We start from the raw sequence: 21,280 nt of genomic DNA on the forward strand, positions 1-21,280 counted from the left end.
CCTCGCGGACGTTCGCCGTCAGCCCCCCCTGAGGAGGATGAACGAGATCACGCGGTAGGCGCCGCTCGCGCCGAGCAGCTCGGCGACAGGGGGACCTCCCCGGTCCTCTGTCGAGCGCCACATGCGGCCTTCACCCTCTGCTGCGTTCCCCGGTAGTGCCTTCCGTAAGAAAGTTGCCGGGGGCTGTTGTAAAAGCCCGGGTCTCGCGGAGCTTACCTATGGCGGATGACTGTTGAGTCGCGCCGTCCTTCCCTGTCGGAAGACCTGGGAGGCCGTGAGGAGTGTGTTAACTGCGTTCTCGTTCTTCCCCGGCATCCTGTCTGGTCTCCCTTGCTTCGCGCCTCCGCAAGGGACCATCCTCGGCGGTACAGATTCAGCTCACGACCCGACGTTCGCGGCCTTCGCTCTCCCTTCTCGTCTACGCAAGTCCTGCGATCCACGAGTCGATGCCTCTGCCTCCCGAACGAAGGTTGCGTCGTCGATCTCTGCGGAGCAGAGCCTCGGGCCCCATCTCTCCCTCTCGCCGCCCACCCGGCTGTCTGCTCTTTCCCTCCGGACCCTACTTGCCCTGTTTCTCGACGTCAGATTGGCACTCGTTTCTTCCGAGTTCACGTTGTTCCGTCAGCCGATAGCGACTTCTTCTGGCGTAAAGTGCTTGCTCGCCAATTCATGAAAGGAGCTTTCTTGAAGCACCGTTTTCTCGTCGTCGGTCTGCTCGTCTCGGCCAGCATGGCCCCTTTCGCCTTCAGCCAGGAGGAACACCCCAACCGTGCGACAGGGATTCGAGGGGAGACTCTCTATTCGAGCGCTGGAGCAGATGACATCAATCTCTTCAACGGGAACCTCCACTATCGCATCCCCATCGGTGGGGCCGTCCCTGTTGGCCCCCAGCTCTCAATAGCGCCCGCCCTGGTCTATAACAGTCACTCGGAACGAATGTGGAGAGTCTGCAAAGACAATCTCGAGTTCCCGACGGGCGACCGTGCCATCGGCACTGGCTGGAGATTGCACTTCGGTCGCCTCACGCGCGTCGAGACTACGATCCGCGCTGGCAGCTTCGACTGCGAGCGCCTGGCGGCCCCGGAGGAAGCCACGACTGATTCGCCCGTTGACGGCAAGATCAGGACGGGATGGGCCTACGAGGATCCCGACGGGGGAGTTCACGAGTTCTACGACCGGTTCCAGGAAGGCACCTGCGACGTTGACGATCCTGCTTGCGAGGCCACTCATCCGCCGAAGTGCTTCGACCCGGCAACGCACGGCTCGGGTCACTGCTTCGCTTACAGCCACGATGCGAGCTATCTCCGGCTCGACCCAATTGACCCCGAACATGGTGGCAAGCCGACTGTCTACCTCCCGGACGGCACATTCCGCGTGATGGGCTTTCGCGGCGGCAGATACCCGATCCTCGGCACGTCGCCGCGCACCGATCTGGATTTCGCCGACACGGAACCCTCCCATCACGCCACCGTTGTCGGCGACCTGTTCGGAAACCAGTACACCATTCAGTATTACGGCGACGGATCACCCGGCACCCCGCTCCATCCCCTTGAAGCCTTTGGGGTGCCGACAAATCAGTGGGACGCCATCCCCTATCGCGCCTTCCAGTCTGCTCCGGGTGCGCCCCACTCTCCTCTCTTCGCGTCTGTCGTCTTTCGATTCGAGGTCGAGACGGTTCTGTACCTGCCCGATTCGGGCTCTCCGCCGGTTCGGGCACCACGGCTCGCGCGCATCCTCACTCCCACCGCAGCGTCTGACGGATATGGCGGGTGGCAGGCAGCGACGTGGACCCTGGCACACGAGCATGTGGGACTTCTCGCCCCGCGCTTCACCAGCCTGACGTTGCCTACGCTCCCGACGCAGGAGGGTATGAGCTACGCCTTCTCGTATGGTGCCGGCGGACTCTCCGCCGTTCAAGTGCCTTCCGGAGGGACCGTCCGGTATGAGTACGGACAGATACTCCATTGGACGCGGCAAATGTCGCGTTACTCCTACACGGGCGAGCCGATTGATGACGGCTTCAAGAAGGACTTCAGTTACGGCATCGTCGCTCGTCAATCTGAGCGACAGATTCGAACTGCCGCTGGCGGTGCCCTGACGACCGAGGTCAGTCGCACGTCCTATTCCCGAAGCTACGCGGTTGAAGACGCCTGTTCTGAGTCCTCGAAGCAGAACTGCCGCCTTCGAGTCGACGTCTGGTCACCTTGCGAGAGCGCATGGATGAACTTCAGGGTCAGTCGAACTGTTTTCGCCGAGTCCGATCAGATACGCAACACCGCTCTTTACGCACGACCGCTCTCGACCTCCGACTACTTCGTCCGGGCCGATGGCCCTGATCCCGAGACGCTCGATAATTCGACTCCCTTCCGGACGATCTCCTATTCCTACGAGTTCGATGGCCCCCGCGACTCGTCAGTTCCTCCTATCGGCACCGGAGCCGGCTTTGATCACAATACCCGCGAGGCCACTCGTGTGACGGCCTGGGGCGCCAGGTCCGCAACCGCACTCCGGGTCAGGAAACGTTGAGCTCCGGCGCGAGGAGTCCACCTATCGCAACCTGATCTCCGACAGCGCCACTGGCACGCGCTGGGTGCTTGGCTCCACTCTCACTCAAACAACCTCTCGTACACGGAATACCCAGCTTGACTTGACGATGAACCTCTCGACTACCGAGACCTTCGAGTACGACCCGACGACAGGCTTCCGGACGGCACACCAGATCGTCTCCTCTGACGTCGTAAGCGGCATCACCAAGACCCGAACGCTGCGCCGCGTGATTGAGAAGGGGGTGGATGCCAGCGGCCGGTGCCTCGCGACCGGCAGTCTCTCTACGGCATGTTCGAATCTCGGCTTCGCCAAGACCGTGACAGAGACCCTAACCGGCGCTCTCGACGCGACGCCTCTCACCTCCACCTACAAGCGTTGGTTCTACTACGGGTACGGGACGCTTAAGGCAGCGCGCGACACCACCGGCTTCTACGCTGTCGACAGGGATATAGCCCCCGTCGGGAAGGTCATCGGAGAGAGAGGAACCGACGGGCGCCTCTCGTATGCGGACGTCTCCCCGCAGCTCACGACGACGACGACGTACGACCTCCTGGGAAGGGTCGTCGTGGTTCAGCCGCCCGGAGAGGGACCCGAGACGGTTTCGTTCGGCAGGCAGAACGTTGTCCGGCTCAAGTTCGATACTACGAACACCGAGATGAGCCGTCAGGAGTCGTTCTTCGATGAGCTCGCGCGCCCGACTGCGGAGCGGAAGCTCATGCCGGATGGGGGCTGGTCTTGCCGCGTCTCCGTATGGGACGCGGCGGGACACGCGGTCGGGCAGACGGCGTGGTGGAGAAATGGCGATCCCGGTGTTGGAAACCTGTGTGACGACCCTCTCAACGTTCAGTTCACCATATCCGGCGGTCCCGGCGCGGTCTCTACTCCGCGCGGGAGTTCTATCCTCGGTTTCGACGCTCTTGATCGGGCCACGCTGAGCCGACTCGCCGACGGCTCTGAGGAGACGAACACCTACTGGGGCTGGTGGACTCAGGAATCGACACGGACGCTTGTACCGGAGAACCCGCCGACCGACGCCATCACCACGACTACCGTGATCGAACGGGATTTCATGGGCCGGATAGTCGCTCTGACGGAGCCTGCCGCGACCAAGGCCGATCGCGCGTCAGCCATGAACCCCGCCGAAACGACGACGTATCGCTATGATCATGTGGGACGGTTGGTCGTCATTCGGAAGCCCGGGTCCGATTCAAACGCGACGCCGGGCTCGAGCATCACCCAGGTCCGCACTCGCCTGTATGACGACTTCGGCTGGCTGGTCTCCAGTACCGATCCAGAGCTTCCCTCCACGAGTTTCACCGTCTACGCGCGGGATGCTCGCGGCAACCCGCTGCGCACGAATGAAGGAGGCGTTTCAATCTCGAGGGTCTATGACGTAGCCGGGCGCCATAGAAGTTCCGCCTGGGCGAGCGAACCCTCCTCCTGGCTGTATAACGGCAACCCCACGACTGCGTACGAGATCTTCGAGTACGACGCAAGGTACGGATACGACCTGGGTCGGAGCAACGGTAAGCTCATCTTTGCAATCCGCGCGAATCATCTGCTCACGAACGAAGGGACCGTTGATCTCGGTTGGTACGGCTTCACGGACTTCCTTCACTACGGCGGTCCCGGAGGACGGATTAGCTTCCGCCAACATGGCGACAACTGGCTGGGCTTCTCGTCGACGACAGTCCCGCCGAATGCGATTCAGGCGCTCGATTCCGCGACCAAGAGGAAGACACCGACCCAGATCGCCTTCGAGCGATACTTCGAGAGCCAGGGCAGGAAGGTCGAGGACGGCATGGATACCGTTCGACAGATGGTTGCGTCGGAGAGCGCTGCCGCTACCCGCCTCTTGAGCGATCCGTGGAACCCCTCCGGCATGGCCCGCTGGCAGTACCGTTACGACGGAGCCGGTCGTCTGTCGCAGATCGTCTATCCCCGTCGCGACGAGGGCTTCCCGACCGAGGTCACTTACGGTTACAACCGGGGCTTCCTAACCGGGATTACTGCCGCGATTCGCAACCCTTTGGCACGAACGACTGTCGAGAACGTCACCGGCACACTCAGCTACAACGCGGATGGGTCCGTCGCTTCGACAGTGATCTCCTCGAACGGTGGGGCCGCCCGCGTGTTCTCACTCGCCACCCCGCGGGATGAGTCAGGGATGTCTCGCTTGCAGACGTGGGATCTCCGAGGGCCTGTCGCTACCAACCCGGCAGTGGAGACCCGAAACTACGCCTTTGACCCCGTGGGGAACATCGTCTCAATTAGCTCCGGTCTCGCGACCGACCTTTTTGTCTACGACTCGCGTGGTCGTCTGATCCGGGATGTGATCTCGGCCAGGGCAGGGCAGAACGACACGCAGGATCGCGATTACGACGGGTTCGGCAACCTCACCAGGGTCACGAACACCGGCGACCCGGTAGATCGGCCCGTCAGCCGGAGCACGAACCGGCTCGCTTCGGCGGGAATGATCTCGAACAGCCGCGGGGATCTCATCTTTGATACGTTCGCGGGCCGGAATGTCGCCCGCGACTATTACCCCGACGGACTAACCAAGGCGGAGAATGTGCATCCGCCCGGAGCCTATTCGGGAAACCCGCCCGCTATCTCCGCATGGGCTCCCGATTTCCGCGGCGCGACCTCGCTGACCTTCTACGGCGATGGCCTCTACTGCAATACGGAAGTCTTTCTGGGTCATCTTCGGGACGAGAGCGGTCAGATGCTCACGGACTACAAGGCGGACCCGACTCAGACCTGCGACTGCACTTCGTACGACTGCGAGTGGGCCGATCGCTTCCGCAAGGACTACATTCGCATTGGCCCGTGGGCGATGGTCACGTATGACCGCACAGACTCGCAGGGGACTGCGTTCTGGGCCCTCGACCATCTCGGCTCGACGCGGACCCGCTTCTCCCGTACTGGCCAGGTGCTCTTCCATTCCCGCCTCGATTCGTTCGGCAACGAGATCTCTGGAAGCGGCGGCGAGCGCTATCGGTTCGCGGGGCACGAGCGGCAGCACGTCACCGGAATCGACGGAGCGCAGTTCCCTGTCTCGGACAACATGGGCGCTCGGACGTACGTTCCGATGCTGGGGAGGTTCACGAGACCCGATCCGGCCAACAGCTTCTCGCTGTTCAACCCGCAGAGCCTCAACAGGTACGCCTATGGCTTGAACAACCCGGTCAAGTACATTGACCCCGACGGCAAGACCGCCCTCGTCGCGGCCGGCGTCGGTGCTCGGATCGTGCAGATTTCCAAGTCTGCGCTCCTCGGCGCGGCCGTCGGTGCTGGAGTCCGGGTTATACTCAACGGTCTCATAAGGTTTGACCATCCCAACTACAGCATCTGGACCGGTGTCACCGGCTCCGCTGTGACCGGTGCCATCACCGGTGGCGTGAGCGCTCAAACTACACTTGCCAAATTCGGAGCGAACGTCGTTGGAGTTGCCGCCGGAGCGCTAGTCAACGGGATCAAGGCTGGCCAGTTGGCCGACCAGCTTACGGTAAGTGCGGTCAGCGGCGTCGCGGCGGGAGCGCTCACTGGCGTAGGCGATGTTGCGCTTTCGGCGGGGGCGGAGAAGATGGCAGGCTCATTGCCGGCAGCCATGGGGACCATGGAAGGACTCGAGAAGTTCCTTGGTGTTGCAGTTTCAGGTACAGGATCACTCTTTCAGGAGGTCTTGGTCGAAGGGATGGGCGCATTAGGCCTCATTGCGGACACTCCTCCACCGAACAGCGTCGCCTGCGACGGGCAGGAAGTTGACTGCGGGGCGAATCGGAAGATCAGCGGGGGGGGGAAGTGAGGCGTCTGCTGTTCTGGGCGGAGTCCTTATTGAGCGTAGCGGGCTTATCGGTCTGCGGCTCCCGCCCGGTCTCAAGGGCATGGGGAGCGATGATCCTCTCGCAGTCCGAACCGGGGGGCGACCACGTGGCCATGCCCTTCGCGTATAGACATGTCCCGTTCGGCTTCGGGCTTCTCAATCCGCCCGTCGCGATTGGCACGAGTCGTGTCGTGGCAGGGAGGCTCTCGGCCGACTCCGGACGGCACGAAGGCGGATGAAAGGAGTGGGAATGTTGCGTTTGGGCTCAACGCGGCTACCGTCGACGAATGCATGGCTTGTCTTTAATACATTCATCTTGCTGATATTTGGAGTCTTTTCCTTAGGGATCGGAGTTCTCGCGATCCTCGACAAGAAGCGACTCGGTATTGCATCAGCAGCGATGCTCCTCGCTAGCCTTGCGGGCTGTCTTCATTACTTCGCGTTCCACAAGCGGAAGCTGCGACGCGTTCTTGGTGTCCTGGCGAATTCGCTGTATGCGATGCTATTGAGCTACGTTGCGGTCGATGTCATCCGGGACGGCGACATTGTCGGCGGGCTGGCGATTACAGCCACCGCCATTGGGTTCTTCATTCTTCCTGGGCTGGCGGCGCTTCGTCGATCGGGCTGAAACGCCGCCGCCGCACGGGATGAGGTCTTGAGTCCTTGATCTCGGAACGACGGGGCGCGCTTTCGGGTGCGCCCCGGTGTTCTTCCGGGCGTTCCTCGTCGTCTCCCCACGCGGGAGGATGGCTCTCCATCTCCCCGATAGAAGAGGACGGGCCGAGGACCGGGTCGGGTCCGGGGCTCGCGAAGCGAGCCGCGCAGCGGCCGCCGAACTCTGGTTTAGCCAGGCCCGCAGGTCGCGGCCCGTACTATCGTCTTCGATCAGGCAGCCGGTCGGCCATTCGCCAGGCGAGGTCCGATTATTTCCCCAAGAGGTCGCCCAGGAGCGCAACCAAAAGAATGGAAAGCACTTCAGGACGGAGAACGAATTGAATCTCGGCCTCCGCCTCTGAGAGAACGGTTCATCCAGCCGCTCTGCTGCGTAACCATCGTACTTTCCCCGCTAGCTCGATCCCGGCAAGCGGTTAACGACGAGCGCCGGCAGCCCTGCCGGCGTTTCCCGTTGAGAGGCCACTGTTTGCGGGGTCTTCGCGCTCGGCCGTCCGGTCTCAGCTGTCGTGCGCCTGACCGATCGCGGAGCCATCGACCCTTCCGCAGTCAATTCAGGTCTGCGTCCGCTCCCTCTCGGCTTCGAGGATCGTCTCGACAGCCGAACGGAGAGCTCCGAGGTCGTTCTCGACCACCGCCCAGACAGCGTCCCAGTCGACGTCGAAGTAGCCGTGGACCAGCGTGTTCCTCATTCCGATGATCCCCCGCCAGGGGACGGTGGCGTAACGGGAGCGAAGGTCCTCGGAGAGCCGCGATACGGCCTCCCCGATGATCTCGACGTGCTTCAGGCACCAGATCCGGACGAGCTCATCCCGTTCGAACCGCTCCCGGCCCTCAGCGGTGTGGCGCTCGATAGCCTCAATCGCCTCCAGGATGTCGCGGAGACGGTCGAGGTCCCTTCTCACAGGGCGACGGCGTCCTGGAGCACCCGGTCCCGGAAGCGCGGCCGGAGGCCCCGCGCGCTCACGACATCGACCCGGCATCCAAGGAGATCCTGCACGTCCGCCACGAAGCCACCGAGGTCAAAGAGGCTGCGCCCCTGCTCCAGGTCGACGAGAAAGTCGACGTCGCTGGCCGGGGTGGCGTCGCCTCGCGAGACCGACCCGAAGACACGGATCATCCGGACGCCGTGCTGCCGGCCGATCTCCAGGATCTCGTCGCGCCGTTCCCTCAGGGTCGCCAGCGTCCAACGCGTCATCGCACAGGAATCGTACCAGCCCGATCTCCGACGCTCCGGAAGGAATGCGACCGGTGCGTCGTCGACGATCGACCCGTCGATGACGCTCCCGACCCCTCAGCGCCGGCCCAGCGCGCCTGTTTCGAGATACCTGCGCAGCTGCTCCTCTGCGGCGACGACGTCGTCGTGGGCGAGCGGCGACGCGATGAAGACGAGGCGGTTCTTCCTGAGGAGCTCGGCGGTCACGGCGCTCTCCGGGACCTCTGCGAAGGGAACTCCCCAGGCCCGCAGGTCGTCCATGAAATCGAGCGTCTGTGCTCGCGTCCCGCCCCCGGGGGTGTGGATCACGACCAGCCTTCCCCGTGTGTGGTCGACCCACCACGCGAACTTCTCCACCTGCCCGTACAGGGCGTCGAAGAGGTAGACCTCGCGGACGTTCGCCGTCAGGCCCCCCCTGAGGAGGATGAACGAGATCACGCGGAAGGCGCCGCTGTGCCCCGTCAGGACGATCGAGCCGGGGCGGGGCTTCTCGATCACGCCCCTGTCCTTCAGCGTGGCGAGGACGTCGGCCACGAGGCCCGAAAAGACGCCCTCCTCCTCCAGCCTTCCGCCGAACGAGTCGGGTGCGTCCTTCGGCCCCTCGGCGAGGACGAGGACGGCGTTGACGCCGCTCGCGCCGAGCTGCTCGGCGATCCGGAACGTCGCGAGCGTCCGGTCCACGTTATTCCACCACCCGTGGAAGTAGAAGACGATGTCGGTCGTCTCGCCGGGACGGAAGCCCTTCGGGACGAAGATCACGACGGTCCGATCGCTGTAGTGCCGGTCCGCCGGGTAGGTCTTCCCCTCGTACACGTACCCGTTCGCGCGCTTCGGGTGCGGGAACATCGTGTGATCGGACGTGGTCACGATGGTCGTTCCCAGCGCGGCGGTGCGCTCGGCGAGAGGCTGGCCGGAGAGGAGGGACGGGCTCAGGGCGAGGAGCAGGGCCAGCGTGGCGGGCCGCATGAGGCTCGCGTCAGAGGTCCCGATAGCGTTTCGCCGCCGCGAGGTCCTTCCGCAGCTCCTCGGCGTTGCGCCGCGGTCCGTAGCCGGGCGTGTCCCGCTGGATCCGCCAACCCTCCTTCAGCGGGCCCGCGTCGACCGTGTCGAAGCCGAACGCGTCGAGCATCCGGGTGACGGTGGCCTTCGCGGACGGGTCGTCGCCCGCGATGACCAGGGCGCGGCGGTTCGGCGTGCCCGCCGGCTGCCCGTGCGTCGTGAGCTCCGCGGCATAGATGTGGTTGAAGGCCTTGACCACCTTCGATGTCGGAAGGTGCGCCTGCAGGAGCTCCGACGTCGTCGTCGACTCGTCGTCGAGCGCGGGGATCTGCCCGTCGCGCTCGGGGTAGTAGTTGTTCGTGTCGATGACGACCTTGCCGGCGAGGGGCTCCACGGGCACGCTGCCGATGCTCTTGAGAGGAATCGTCACGACGACGATGTCTCCCTCGCTTGCCGCCTCGACCGTCGTGCCGGCGCGGGCATGGGGGCCGAGCTCCCGCACGAGCGCCGCGAGCGTCTCGGGGCCGCGCGAGTTGCTGATCAGCACGCCGTAGCCGTGCGCCACCGCGAGGCGCGCGACCTGGCTTCCGATGTGTCCCGCTCCGATGAGTCCGATCGTCTTCATGAGCAAGATCGTGTCACAGGTGCACGTCTCCGGTCCCGCTGACCCGGAACCGGATGTGGTCCTCAGGACCCGACGTCGATCGTCCCGTTCTTCGTCCCCTTCGCCTTATCGGGGGTGACGTACGAGTAGGAGTACTCGCCGCTCGCGCCCTTGTTGACGGTGTACTTCTGCGTCGGCTTTCCGCTGTCGATCGGCGCGGGACTCTTCTGCGGGGAGACACAGGTGGGAAGTGTGAAACCGGTGATGGTCTTGCCGGTGTTGTTCGTCCAGACGATCTTGTCGCCCGGCTTGCACCCCGTCAGACGAGCGGGGTTGGGGCCTCCGGGGTCCAGGGAAATGTTCTTCGTCGCCATGTCGTTCTCCTTCCGTTGCCAACCGCTTTGCCGGCTTACGGGAATCGGCGTGCGGCTCAGCTCGGCGTCTTCATGCGCGGGTCTTCGAGAAGCCGTGAAAGCTCGGGGTTGCGCAGGAGCTGCTGCCGCTGGAAGCCGAGATCCAGCGACCTGCGGAGGGCGGCGACCGCCTTCTCCCGCATCCCGAAGAGCTCGTAGACCTCCGCCGCGTCGGCCTGGATCTGTCCAGTGCCGGGGGAGAGGGTGAGCGCGGTGGAGAGCCGCTGGAGCGACAGCCGGCGATCTCCGGTCTTGGCGTAGTAGAGGGCCAGCTGGCTGTGGAGCGATGCGTCCCGCGGGCTCTCCTTCCGCTCGGCCTCGGCGAGCCGGATCGCGCGCTCGAACGCCTCGACCGCCGCCGCGTCCATCCCTTTCATCCAGGAGGAGACGTAGGCGAGGTTGCCCCACGCCAGCCAGTCCTCGCCGTCGAGCTCGAGCGCCTTTCGATAGGCGGCCGCGGCCTCCGGGTAGCGCTCTGCCCGCGAGTAGGCCGTGCCGAGGTTGGAGTAGGCCATGGTGCTCGGCTTCAGCGAGACGGCCCGCTCGTACAGGGTGATCGCCTCGGCGAACCGGCCGGTCTCGCTGAGGGCCGAACCGAGGTTGACGAGCGCGGCCGCGTTGTCGGGGGCGAGGCGGATGACCGCCCGCCACTCGCGCACGGCCTCCTCGAAACGCCCCTGCCGGAAGAGGAAGTTCGCGAACGCGTCGAGGATGGAGAGGTTCTCCGGGTCGAGAGAGAGAGCCTTTCGATAGGAGGCCTCGGCGTCCTCGAGCCGTCCGAGGCGCTCGTACTGGCGGGCGATCGCCTGGTTGGCCTCCGGGTCGTTGGCGTCGATCGCGAGCGCGCGCTCGAACGCGGCGAAGGCGAGGTCGTTGCTGCCCCGCATCCCGTGGATGCGCCCGAGGGCCACCTGCACCGGCGCGAGGCCGGGATTCAGCCGGACGGCCTCGTCGGCGCTCCTGCCCGCCGCGTCGAGCCAGGTCCTGTCGCGCGTCAACGCGTACTTGATCCGCTCGGCGTCGGCGAGACGCGCGAAAGCCAGGGCGAAGGCGGGGTCCTCTGCGGCGGCCTCGCGGAAGAGGCGGATCGCGTCGTCGAGGTTGGTTCCCTTGTCCCAGCGCTTCACCAGCTCGAGGCCCTCGAGGTAGCGGTCGTACGCGTTGCCGGGTGCGGAGGCCGCCGCCGTCCGGACCTCGGGGCTCGAAGGGAGCCGCGCCCTCCAGGCGAGGCCCACGACGACGACGCATCCGATGAGGACGGCGGCGGCGGCGGCGACGGCCCACGCCAGGCCCCGGCGCCCGGTCCGCGAGCGGAGGGGAGCGCCGGTGAGGGCTGCCAGCACCTCGCCTCCGTCCGCGAGGCGCTGCGCGGGGTCTTTTCTCAGCATCGCGTCCAGGACGTCCGTCACGTGGCGGCCCAGGCCGGGCCGCAGGCGGACGGCCGGCTCGGGCACGCGGTGGACGATCTCGTAGAGGACGGCGGCCGCCGAGCTGCCTCCGAACGGAGCCTTCCCCGTGAGCATCTCGTAGAGGACGATGCCGAGCGAGAAGACGTCGGTGCGGGCGTCCACGGGCTTCCCTTCGACCTGCTCCGGCGACATGTATCCCGGGGTCCCCACGACCGTGCCGAACTCGGTGAGGCGCTCCTTCGTGGGGCCGATGGAGTCCACCACTCCGGACTCGACGCAGGCGAGGCCGAAGTCGAGGACTTTCAGCTGCCCTCCCGGCGTGACCATCAGGTTCTGGGGCTTGAGGTCGCGGTGAACGATGCCCGCCGCGTGCGCGACGGCGAGCGCCGCCGCGGCCTGCCTCGCGTAGCCGAGCGCCTCGTCCACCGGCAGGGGCCCGGCGTCGAGGATCTGGCGCAGCGTCCGGCCCTCGACCCTCTCCATGACGATGAAGTCGACGCCCTGCTCGCGGCCGACGTCGTGGACCGTGACGATGCCGGGGTGGTTCAGCGCCGAGGCCGCCTGCGCCTCGCGCAGGAAGCGCTCGCGCCTCACCGGGGAGCCGGCGTCCCGGGTCAGGACCTTCACCGCGACCTCCCGCCCCAGCCGGGAGTCGGTGGCCCGGTAGACCTCTCCCATCCCTCCCGTACCGAGCGGGGCGAGGATCACGTAGGGTCCGAGCTGCGTGCCGGCGGGAAGGCTCATCGGGTGTCGAGCGCGATTATGTCCCGCCGGTGCGCCAGGGTAAGGAAGCCGGAGCGGGAAGGGCTCCTATCCGAGCTTCTTCTTCGGCTGCTTGTCCTTCTTCGCCTTGTCCTGCTGCTGATGCTTGGCGTCGCTCTGTTTCTGGCCTTTTTCCTTGTCCTTCTTGCCGCCCTTGTCTCCCATCGTGTCCCTCCGGTTCGCGCCGTCTCACACCGTTCCACGGTACCGGTGCGGCAGCAGGTTGTGGACCCATCTTCGCACCCTCCCGCCAGCGGAGGACCGCCGGGTGGAGCGGATTCGGTGTCTGAAGGTGCGAGGGGCAAACGGCCCTTCTTGCCGTCGGGATGGGCCCGCTACCCGCCCCCGCGCAGGAACGCGCGAAGGAACCGGGCCATGAAGGTCTCCCCTTCCTCTTCTTCGAACTCCTCGAGGGCGATCTCGACACGGTGACGCGGAACGACGACGCTGCCCAGTCGTCGATCCTCGATCTGAATCAGCCGGATCGTCCCGCCACGGCCCCTCTCGGACCACCGGACCGTGTCGCCGTCCACCTCCCAGGACGGCACCGCCGCCGGCAGGAGCCGGAAGAACTCCTCCCTGAGGAGGCTCATCTCCAGGCTTCTGCGGAAGACCACTCAGCCGCCGGCGACGGGAGGCCAGATGGCGAGGGCCTGGTCTTCCGACAGGACGCGCGCCGCGCGATCCTGCGGGGCGACCCACGCGCCGTCGACGAGGACGAGAAAGCACTGCGCCTCGGGGATCCCCTGACGCCGGATCACGTCGAGGACCGTGGCGCCCTCCTCGACCTCCAGCTCGACGCGGTGGCGGGCGCGCGACTCGGGTGGGAGGCGCTCGGTGAGCGACGCGAAGAGCTTGAGGGCAATCCTCATCCCGCCCCGCAGGCCGGCACGGCCGTCTCCACGTACGCCTGCATGACCTGCGCGGGGTCGTTCATCAGCCTTTTCTTCCAGGCCCCGAGCCGGCGGCGCCCCTCGATGAGCCCCCGAAAGGCGCCGACGTGATCGCCGAAGCCGACGCAGTTGGCGCCGACGAGACGGTCGCCGTCGAGCTGAAGGTTCAGGTAGCGGTACCGGGACTCGTCCAGCACCTCCGCCGACTCCCCGCCCGGCACGCCTTGCCACTCGCCGAAGGAGGACGCGGCGAGGCCGAGCGTCGTGAGGACGTTGAAGACGAAGCTCCCCTTGAAGCGGGTGGAATGCCCGGCCATGTTCAGTGCCGCGGTCCGGCCCTGCTCGGTCGCGTTGGGCTGGATGGCGTTGAGCTGCCGCTTCCCGGTGACGACGTCCGGGGTTTCCGCGACGTCGCCGGCCGCGTAGACGCCGGGGACGCTGCTCTGGAGGTTTGCGTCGACGACGACGCCCTGCCCGATCTCGACGCCGCTGCCCGCGAGGAACTCCCGGTTCGGGTCGACGCCGACGACGCTCAGGTAGATGTCCGCGTCGAGGGTGCGCCCCTCGCCCAGGTCCACCTTCAGGGCGGCTCCGCTCGCGGCGAGGCCCTTCGGCTGGGTCCGGGTCAGGATCTTCACGCCCTTCGACTCGCACCAGCGCCGGATGAGCCCGCTCGCGGTGGGGTTCATCATCCGCCGCACCATGTAGCTGCTGCGGACGAGGATGGTGAGGTCCGCGCCGCGCGCGAGGAGCCCCTCCATGATGATGCAGCCGACGAACCCCGCTCCCATCTGCACGACGCGGGTGCCGGGCCGGATGCCGGCGAGGAGGGCCCGGGCGTCCTCGAGGGTCCAGCAGGTGCGTACGCCCGGGAGGTCGATGCCGGGGATCTTCTCGCGGCTCGGCCTCGAGCCCGTCGCGACGAGGAGGCGGTCCCAGGGAAGGCCGCGCCCGTTGCCGACGTCGACGACCCGGGCGGCCGTGTCCACGGCCCGGGCGCGGGCCGGAACGAGGTCGATCCGCATCCGCCCGTAGTGGTCCCGGTCCTTGCGGATGAAGGTCCCCGCCTCGTCGATGTCCCCCTTCAGGAGGTACGGGATCGCCATCCGCGCGTACGGCGGCTCCCCCTCGCCGCAGAGGAGGGTGATCTCGGCGGAAGGATCGGCCTTGCGCAGGGTCTCCGCCGCGATCACGCCGGCGGGACCGCTTCCGATGATGACGTGCCTCACGCGAGACCCCGTCCCGATCAGACGCCGAGGCGCTTGCGCGTCCCGGGAGTCGGTATGCCCTCCGCCGTCCAGCCCCGGACCTCGTAGTACTCCGGCAGCATCACGTCGAGCTTCGAGACGGCCCCCTTCTGCGGGCCGGTCTTCGCAGCCTCCTTCATCAGGCGCGGCGGGAGGCAGTCGTCCTTCTTCGTGAGCCCCGCCGCGAGGTTGAACTCGCGCTCCATGTTCCAGATCCGCTCGCCGACGAGGAGGAGCCGCTCGGCGGACCAGTCGCCCTCGCAGGCGGCCTGGATCTGCGGCTGGATGTCGGCGAGCCCCCACGCGAAGGTGGTGAAGAGACAGATGCCCGCGGAATCCACCACGGCGGTGAGGTCCTGGAAGGCCTTCAGCATGGCGGCCTTCCCCTCGGTGGCCTGCGGCTCCATCTTCACCGGGATGCCGAGCACCTCGGGCGACACCATGTAGCCGCGCAGGTGGCAGGCCCCCCGGTTGCTGGTGGCGTAGGCGAGGCCCATTCCCTGCAGGCCCCGGCCGTCGTACGCCGGGAACTCCTGCCCCTTGACGGTCATCGAGAGGTCGGGGCGGCCGTACTTGGCGCAGAGGCGCCTGCTCCCCATCCCGATTTCCTTGCCGAAGCCCTCGCCCCGGGCCGTCAGCTCCGCGAGCTTCACCATCGCCTCGGTGGAGCCGAAGGGGAGCTCGAAGCCGACTTCGTCCTTCGTCAGGATGCCGAGGTCGTAGAGCTCCATCGCGGCACCGACCGTCGCCCCGAACGAGATCGGGTCGAAGCCGTGCTCGTTGCAGAGGAAGTTCGCGTACGTGAGGGCCTCGAGGTCGTTCACGCCGTTCGCGGCGCCGAGCGCCCACGCGGCCTCGTACTCCACGCCGCCGGAGGCGCCCTGGTACTGCGGCTTGTCCTTGACGGTGAAGTGGCCGGGGTCCATCCGGGAGATGCGGCCGCAGGCGATGGTGCAGCCGAAGCAGGCGCCGTTCGTCACGAGGTTCGCCTTGCCGTCGGTGGAGCGCTTCCGGTGCATCGCCTCGCCCGAGATGTCATTCGCCCCTTCGAACTGGATGTCGCGGTGGTTGCGGGTCGGGAGCGCCCCCAGCTCGTTGATGACGTTCATCAGGACCTGGGTGCCGTAGGTGGGGAGCCCCTGGCCCGTCACGCCGTTCGCCGCGAGGACCTTCTTCGCCGCCTCCGTGGCCGCGAGGAACGCCTTCGGGTTCGCGAGGGGGTAGGAGTCGGTGCGGGTGCCGCGGACGGCGACGGCCTTGAGGTTCTTCGACCCCATGACCGCGCCGACGCCGGACCGCCCGGCGGCCCGGTGGAGGTCGTTCACGATGCCGGCGTAGAGGACGCCGATCTCGCCCGCCCGGCCGATGGCCGCGACGCGGATCTGCGGGTCCTGGTGGGCCTTCTTGATCCCCTCCTCGGTCTCCCAGACGGTCTTCCCCCAGAAGGGAGCGGCGTCCACGAGCTCGGCCTTCCCGTCGGTGAGGAGGAGGTAGACCGGCTTCGGCGAGGCGCCCTCGAAGATGAGCATGTCCCAGCCCGCGAACTTCAGCTCGGCGCCGAAGTAGCCGCCGGAGTTGGAGCAGGCGATGGCGCCCGTAAGGGGGCCCTTCGTCACGACGGAGTAGCGGCCCCCGGTGGAGGCCATCGTCCCCGTGAGCGGCCCGGTCACGAAGATGAGCTCGTTCTCGGGGGCGAACGGGTCGACCTTCGGGTCGACCTCGCTGACGAAGTACTTCGTGGCGAGGCCCCGCTGGCCGAGGTAGTCGTGGGCCCAGGCCATGTTCAGGGGCTCGGGGGTGCAGGTTCCGGCAGTGAGGTTCACGCGGAGGACGTTTCGGGTCCAGGCCATGTCCGTCTCTCCTTACGCCGTCGCCGCGGTCGTGTCGGTCTTCCCGGCCCAGGCGCGCATCTTCCCGAGGCCGGTCCAGTCCGCGTCCACGTAGGTGATGGCGCCCGTCGGGCAGGCCTTCGCGCAGGCCGGGTCGCCGTCGCAGAGGTCGCACTTCTGCACCTTGCCCGTCGAGGCGACGTAGTTAATCGTCCCGAAAGGGCAGGCGATCGTGCAGACCTTGCAGCCGACGCAGGTGGGCTCCAGAACGATCTTCGCGCCGGTGACGGGGTCGAGCTTGATCGCGTCCACCGGGCAGGCGATCAGGCACCAGGCCTCGTCGCACTGCGTGCAGGTGTACGGGACGAAGCGCCCCTCGTGGTGGAACGTGAAGACCTTGATGCGGGACTTCGCGATGGTGAAGCTCCCGTACTTCTCCCACGCGCAGGCCATCTCGCACTGAAGGCATCCCGTGCACTTGTTGGGGTCGATGTGGAGGGATTTCTGCATCGAGAGCACCTCCGGTCGAGTCCGTGCCGGACCGACGACTGGAAATCATAGTTCCAGCGACGGCGGAAGGGCCCTCTTTTCCTCTCCGAGGGTTCGGCAGACGTCGCGGCCCGCGTCAGCCCGGCTGGCGGCGGAGGGCGCGGGCCTGCAGGAGCAGGAACGACACGGTCGTCACGACGCCCGCGAGCATCACGAAGAGCTCGATCCCGGGCCCCTTGGTGCCGCGGGAAGAGAAGACGAGGGCGACGACGAGGGGCGCGACGAACTGGTTCGCGAAGAGCCCCGCGAAGACGAGCCGGTTCGTCCGGTTCTCGGCGAGGAAGCCCCACAGGAAGAGCCGCGGGTTGGAGACGACGGCGACGACCGCGTAAAGCGCCATGAAGCCCATCTCGAGGGGCGAGATGCCGACCCGCGGGTCGCCGTGGACGCTGAGGTAGGTGGGGTTGGCGAGGAGGTACCCGAGGAGGCTCAGCCCGCCGGGGACGAGCGCGAGGTGGAGCAGCAGGTCGTCCAGCAGGAATGGCGACTGCGGCGTCTCCCTCGTCACGATCACGAGGTCGTAGAGGCAGAAGAGGACCAGGCCGAGAGACGTCATCGCCGACGTCAGGACGACCCCCGAGAAGCTCACCCAGACGTTCGACGGCATGAGCGCGATCATGGCCATCGACGCGACGTTCCCTCCGAGGACGAGGCCCGTCATCGCGAAGTTCAGCGCCACCGGCCAGTCCCTGTCGTGCAGTCGGCCCTGCCGCACGAGGACGAGGACGAGGAGCGAGAACGCGGTGAACGGCGACATCACCGGCGACGACGGGGAGTAGAGGACGGGCCGCCCGAGGATCCAGGCGAGGATGACGACCGTCGTCGCGACGGCGAGGATCGCGTCGACGGCGATCGTGACACGCCTCTCGAGAGGGGCGAGCGAGGTGATGTCCCTTCGATCGTCTGCAAGCGTCATCGGCGGACCTCCTCGTCTGACCCGGTTCGGATTGCGCGGACTATACCCGGGGAGGTCCATCCCTCCGGCGCGCTTCCGCCTGTTTGGGGCCACTTATGATGCGGGCGTCATGTCCTTCGCCGTCTGGCTGATTGCCCGGACACCGCTCCCGCTCGCAGCAGCGCTCTCGTGGCTCTCGTCGTGGCTCTGGTGGACCGCGATTCCGGTGCGCCGGAGCCTCGCGGTGGCGAACTTCCGGGCGGCCCTTCCGGGGCTCGTCCCCGGGCCGCCGCTGCGACAGATGCTGCGCGGGATCATCCTCGGGTACTTCGAGCTCTTCCGCGAGCTCCACCGGCCGGGGACCGTGACCCTGGCGATCGACGGCGTCGAGAAGATCGTGGAACGCTCCCGGAGAGGAAGGCCGACTCTCGTCCTCGCGACGCACCTCGGCTCCTACGACCTGATCGGGGGGCTTCTCGTGAGGCGGACCGGGGTCCCCTCGACGGTCGTCGTCAAGGTTCCGCGCGCCCCTGCCCTCGCGGCGCTCCTCGAGAAGGTGCGCACCGGCTACGGCCTCGAGATCCTGCCGAACAAGCGGGGCTCGATGGCGACGATCTACGAGCTCGCCGCCCGGGGCCAGCTGATCGGCTTCTTCCTCGACCAGCGTCTCACGCGCGGGATCCCCGTCCCGTTCTTCGGAAGGCCGGCACTGACCGCCCCGTCTCTCGCCGTCGCCGCGGCGAAGACCGGTGAGGACGTCACCTTCCTCGAGTACTGGCGGGAAGGGGTTGGGCGGCACGGCTGCCGGTTCCACGACCCTCTCTCCGTGACCGGCAACGTCGAGGAGGACACGGCCGCGTTTACGCGTCTCATCGAGGAGGCGATCCGGCGGCGGCCCCACAGCTGGCTCTGGCTGCACGACCGGTGGAAAGGGGCGCCCGAGGGGCGCGCGGCCGGCGACGAAACTCGAGGGTGAAGGGCATGAGTCACGACACGGGTCCCCGTTACACGGCCGAAGAGGCGCTCGCGCGCCTCGCCGACGGCAACGCGCGCTTCGTCCGCGGAGACGCGCGCTTCCCCACCGTGCAGAAGGAAGTCCTCGCGGCGCTCGCGAAGGGACAGCAACCCTACGCGACGATCCTGGGCTGCAGCGACTCGCGCGTCCCCCCCGAGCTCGTTTTCGACGCCGGCTTCGGCGAACTCTTCATCGTCCGCCTCGCGGGAAACGTCCTCTCGCCCGAGGTGGCCGGCACGATGCAGTACGCCGGGACGCACCTGAAGACGCCGCTCTTCGTCGTCCTCGGCCACGAGGGTTGCGGCGCCGTCCACGCCGCCCTGCAGGTGAAGTTCCACGGCGCGCGCGATCGCAGCCGGATCGAGGAGCTCCTGCAGAACATCCTGCCGGCGCTGGACGGCATCGACCCCGAGGCCCCGCTGGACGAGCGGATGCACGCCGCCGTGGAAGCGAACGTCCGGTGGACCCTGCGCCGGATCCGCGCGACGCCCGAAGCGCAGGCACGGGAGGCCGAAGGGATCATGAAGCTCGTCGGCGCGGTCCTGAGCCTCTCGACCGGCGTGGTCCGGTTTCTCGAGGAGTAGCAGCCTCAGCCGGCCATCTTCTTCAGCATGTGGTCGATGACCTCGCTGTGCTCGCGCTGCGGGCTGAACAGGATGACTTCGGCGTCCGCGCCCACCTTCACGGTGTGTCCGGGCGGCCAGTAGAAGAGGTCGCCGTCCACGGGGGATTCCTGCGTGCCGTCGGCGAAGGTGACGGTGAGCTGGCCCCGCAGGACGTAGCCCCAGTGGGGAGCGTGGCACAGGTCGCCTTCGAGCCCCTGGAGGAGCGGTGCGATGTCCGTGCCGGCGCCGAGCGAGAAGTACTCGCCGCTGATCGCGCCGTACCCCGTGGCGTCGCCGAAGTCCGTCTTCTGCCTGGCGACGGCGCCCGGGACGTCGATGCGCACCGGTATGTCTCGCTTGGCGATTCGCATGGTGTCGTTCTCCTTCTTCGTCGTGATCGGCTCGCCGGGAGCGCCTGCGTTCCCGGCACCGGGGGCGAGCGAGACCCTCGCGGACGGGGCTCTCACTCCACCGGGCTGAGGCCCAGCGCCACCCTCCCGGTGAAGGTGGTCTGTCGCGCGCGCGGGAGCGGGTGGAAGAGGCAGCCGTGGACGTCGCGATAGAGCCGCTCGAGGTCGGAGCTGCGGGTGTAGCCGACGCCGCCCGCGACCTCGATCGCGAGACGCACCGTCTCGATCAGCGCGCCGGTGGCCACCGTCTTGCGGGCGAGCGTGCGGCTCGCGAGATCGTCGGTGCCGGCAAACCTGAGGTCGTCGGCGTCCAGGTACGCCGCCGCGACGACGTCGGCCGCGGTCGTGTGGGCGTTGACCATCTCGCCGAGCAGCTGGAACGTGTGGGGCGCGGGACGCCCCGCGACGGCGTCCCGCGCCAGCTCGACCGCGGCATCGGCGATCCCGAGGTAGGCCGACAGGATGAGGGGCATCGCCGCGCCGATCACGACGTTCCAGACGGGGTGCCACTGGTCGGCAGGGCGAATCAGCGACACCGCGGCATCGGGGACGAAGACCTCGTCGAGCACCACGGTGTGGGAGCCGGTGGCGCGAAGACCGAGCGTGTCCCACGTCCGCTCGATGCGGACGCCCTCGGCGCCGAACGGCACCGCGCAGTGCAGCACCTTCGGACCGTCAGGGGCGTCGCCCCAGCGGATGCTCGTCACGAGGACGTGCCCGGCCTCGCACCCGCTCGCCGGAGACTTCCGGGCGTTCACCCGGTAGCCGCCTTCGACCCGCCGGGCGCTGCCGCTGGAGGCGACCCAGTCCGAGGCTCCCGTGCTGATCAGGACGGCACGGTCGGCGACGACCTTGCGAAACAGCGCGGAGGCGTCCACCCCGTGGCGGTGCCGCCAGACCTGCGCGGCGACGAGGTGGCAGTGCATCGAGAACGCGACGGCCGTCGAGGGGTCGCGCCGTCCGAGCTCGCGCAGGAGCCCGCCGACCTCGGCGTGCGACGCGCCGCCGCCGCCGAACTCGACCGGCACGAGGGCGCTCGTCGCTCCCGTCTTTCGAAGGCTCTCGAACGCCTCGAGTGAGATCTCGCCGCTGCGGTCGCGATCGGCGGCAGAGGGCCCGAACGTGTCTCCGATCTCACGGGCGAGCCGGGCCCAGTCGGTTCCCGTCTTCGTTGCGGTGGGGCTGGCGGTCATCGTCATGGAGCAAAGATTGGGACCGGCAGCCGCGTGAAAACAGTCCAAAAACAGGACCTCGCCGGTCCAGAATGAGGACCAACAGAACCCGCTCCACGAGGTGCCGACGTGACGGAACGAAAGGCCAGCTACGGTCAGTACTGCCCGATCTCGCGGGCGCTCGACCTTCTCGGCGAGCGGTGGACGCTGCTGATCG

19 protein-coding genes are annotated in these 21,280 nt (G+C 67.2%); 5 read left to right on the plus strand and 14 right to left on the minus strand.

All coding sequences use genetic code 11. The features are described 5' to 3' along the window. The first annotated feature begins 684 nt into the window (after nt 1-684). The 3 genes from IPN03_06415 to IPN03_06425 all read left to right on the plus strand — a co-directional run bounded on the left by IPN03_06415 (nt 685) and on the right by IPN03_06425 (nt 7,001). Nucleotides 685-2,526, plus strand: a complete 1,842-nt coding sequence (locus tag IPN03_06415) for a hypothetical protein (protein ID MBK9373358.1) — start codon at nt 685-687, stop codon at nt 2,524-2,526. Nucleotides 2,527-2,647: 121 nt separating this feature from the next. Next, nucleotides 2,648-6,355 carry an RHS repeat-associated core domain-containing protein gene (locus tag IPN03_06420; protein MBK9373359.1) on the plus strand — a complete coding sequence of 1,236 codons (3,708 nt, stop codon included), beginning with the start codon at nt 2,648-2,650 and terminating at the stop codon, nt 6,353-6,355. Between the two features lie 268 nt (nt 6,356-6,623). After that, complete coding sequence (locus IPN03_06425; protein MBK9373360.1) at nt 6,624-7,001, plus strand: hypothetical protein; 378 nt, start codon at nt 6,624-6,626, stop codon at nt 6,999-7,001. A 598-nt stretch (nt 7,002-7,599) separates the two neighbouring features. Here the strand turns inward: IPN03_06425 and IPN03_06430 are convergent. The 12 genes from IPN03_06430 to IPN03_06485 form a co-directional block, all read right to left on the minus strand. Continuing rightward, a complete protein-coding gene (locus tag IPN03_06430; protein ID MBK9373361.1) occupies nt 7,600-7,950 on the minus strand; it encodes a DUF86 domain-containing protein in 351 nt (116 codons plus the stop codon). After that, complete coding sequence (locus IPN03_06435) at nt 7,947-8,243, minus strand: nucleotidyltransferase family protein (protein MBK9373362.1); 297 nt, start codon at nt 8,241-8,243, stop codon at nt 7,947-7,949. The genes IPN03_06430 and IPN03_06435 overlap by 4 nt, the downstream gene beginning before the upstream one ends. 96 nt (nt 8,244-8,339) lie before the next feature. Continuing rightward, complete coding sequence (locus IPN03_06440; GenBank protein MBK9373363.1) at nt 8,340-9,227, minus strand: hypothetical protein; 888 nt, start codon at nt 9,225-9,227, stop codon at nt 8,340-8,342. Between the two features lie 10 nt (nt 9,228-9,237). Further along, complete coding sequence (locus IPN03_06445; protein MBK9373364.1) at nt 9,238-9,885, minus strand: NADPH-dependent F420 reductase; 648 nt, start codon at nt 9,883-9,885, stop codon at nt 9,238-9,240. 62 nt (nt 9,886-9,947) lie between these two features. Beyond that, a complete protein-coding gene (locus IPN03_06450; GenBank protein ID MBK9373365.1) occupies nt 9,948-10,238 on the minus strand; it encodes a hypothetical protein in 291 nt (96 codons plus the stop codon). A gap of 56 nt (nt 10,239-10,294) precedes the next feature. Beyond that, entirely contained in the window at nt 10,295-12,430 is a 2,136-nt protein-coding gene (locus tag IPN03_06455) for a tetratricopeptide repeat protein (GenBank protein MBK9373366.1), read from the minus strand. A gap of 353 nt (nt 12,431-12,783) precedes the next feature. Then, a complete protein-coding gene (locus IPN03_06460) occupies nt 12,784-13,041 on the minus strand; it encodes a hypothetical protein (GenBank protein ID MBK9373367.1) in 258 nt (85 codons plus the stop codon). A 24-nt stretch (nt 13,042-13,065) separates the two neighbouring features. After that, the gene (locus IPN03_06465; GenBank protein ID MBK9373368.1) at nt 13,066-13,320 is read right to left on the minus strand and encodes a MoaD/ThiS family protein; all 255 of its coding nucleotides are present in this window, start codon (nt 13,318-13,320) and stop codon (nt 13,066-13,068) included. Continuing rightward, the gene (locus IPN03_06470; protein MBK9373369.1) at nt 13,317-14,570 is read right to left on the minus strand and encodes an NAD(P)/FAD-dependent oxidoreductase; all 1,254 of its coding nucleotides are present in this window, start codon (nt 14,568-14,570) and stop codon (nt 13,317-13,319) included. Before IPN03_06470 ends, IPN03_06465 begins: the two co-directional genes overlap by 4 nt. 17 nt (nt 14,571-14,587) lie before the next feature. Further along, a complete protein-coding gene (locus IPN03_06475; protein ID MBK9373370.1) occupies nt 14,588-16,438 on the minus strand; it encodes an aldehyde ferredoxin oxidoreductase family protein in 1,851 nt (616 codons plus the stop codon). Nucleotides 16,439-16,450: 12 nt separating this feature from the next. Continuing rightward, nucleotides 16,451-16,927: a 4Fe-4S dicluster domain-containing protein gene (locus IPN03_06480; protein ID MBK9373371.1), complete on the minus strand. Its 477-nt coding sequence runs from the start codon at nt 16,925-16,927 to the stop codon at nt 16,451-16,453. Nucleotides 16,928-17,042: 115 nt separating this feature from the next. After that, complete coding sequence (locus tag IPN03_06485; protein MBK9373372.1) at nt 17,043-17,882, minus strand: hypothetical protein; 840 nt, start codon at nt 17,880-17,882, stop codon at nt 17,043-17,045. A gap of 109 nt (nt 17,883-17,991) precedes the next feature. Between IPN03_06485 and IPN03_06490 the strand changes: the two genes are divergently transcribed. Both IPN03_06490 and IPN03_06495 read left to right on the plus strand, forming a co-directional pair. Beyond that, the gene (locus IPN03_06490) at nt 17,992-18,837 is read left to right on the plus strand and encodes a lysophospholipid acyltransferase family protein (GenBank protein MBK9373373.1); all 846 of its coding nucleotides are present in this window, start codon (nt 17,992-17,994) and stop codon (nt 18,835-18,837) included. A gap of 5 nt (nt 18,838-18,842) precedes the next feature. Further along, complete coding sequence (locus IPN03_06495) at nt 18,843-19,460, plus strand: carbonic anhydrase (protein MBK9373374.1); 618 nt, start codon at nt 18,843-18,845, stop codon at nt 19,458-19,460. Between the two features lie 5 nt (nt 19,461-19,465). On the opposite strand, the gene IPN03_06500 is transcribed toward IPN03_06495, so the two are convergent. Together IPN03_06500 and IPN03_06505 are read right to left on the minus strand one after the other, a co-directional pair. Then, entirely contained in the window at nt 19,466-19,852 is a 387-nt protein-coding gene (locus tag IPN03_06500; protein ID MBK9373375.1) for a cupin domain-containing protein, read from the minus strand. 92 nt (nt 19,853-19,944) lie between these two features. Next, a complete protein-coding gene (locus IPN03_06505) occupies nt 19,945-21,090 on the minus strand; it encodes an acyl-CoA/acyl-ACP dehydrogenase (GenBank protein MBK9373376.1) in 1,146 nt (381 codons plus the stop codon). Nucleotides 21,091-21,280: the final 190 nt, after the last annotated feature.

It is taken from the genome of Holophagales bacterium (assembly GCA_016719485.1).
In the GTDB taxonomy this organism is placed as follows: domain Bacteria; phylum Acidobacteriota; class Thermoanaerobaculia; order UBA5066; family UBA5066; genus UBA5066.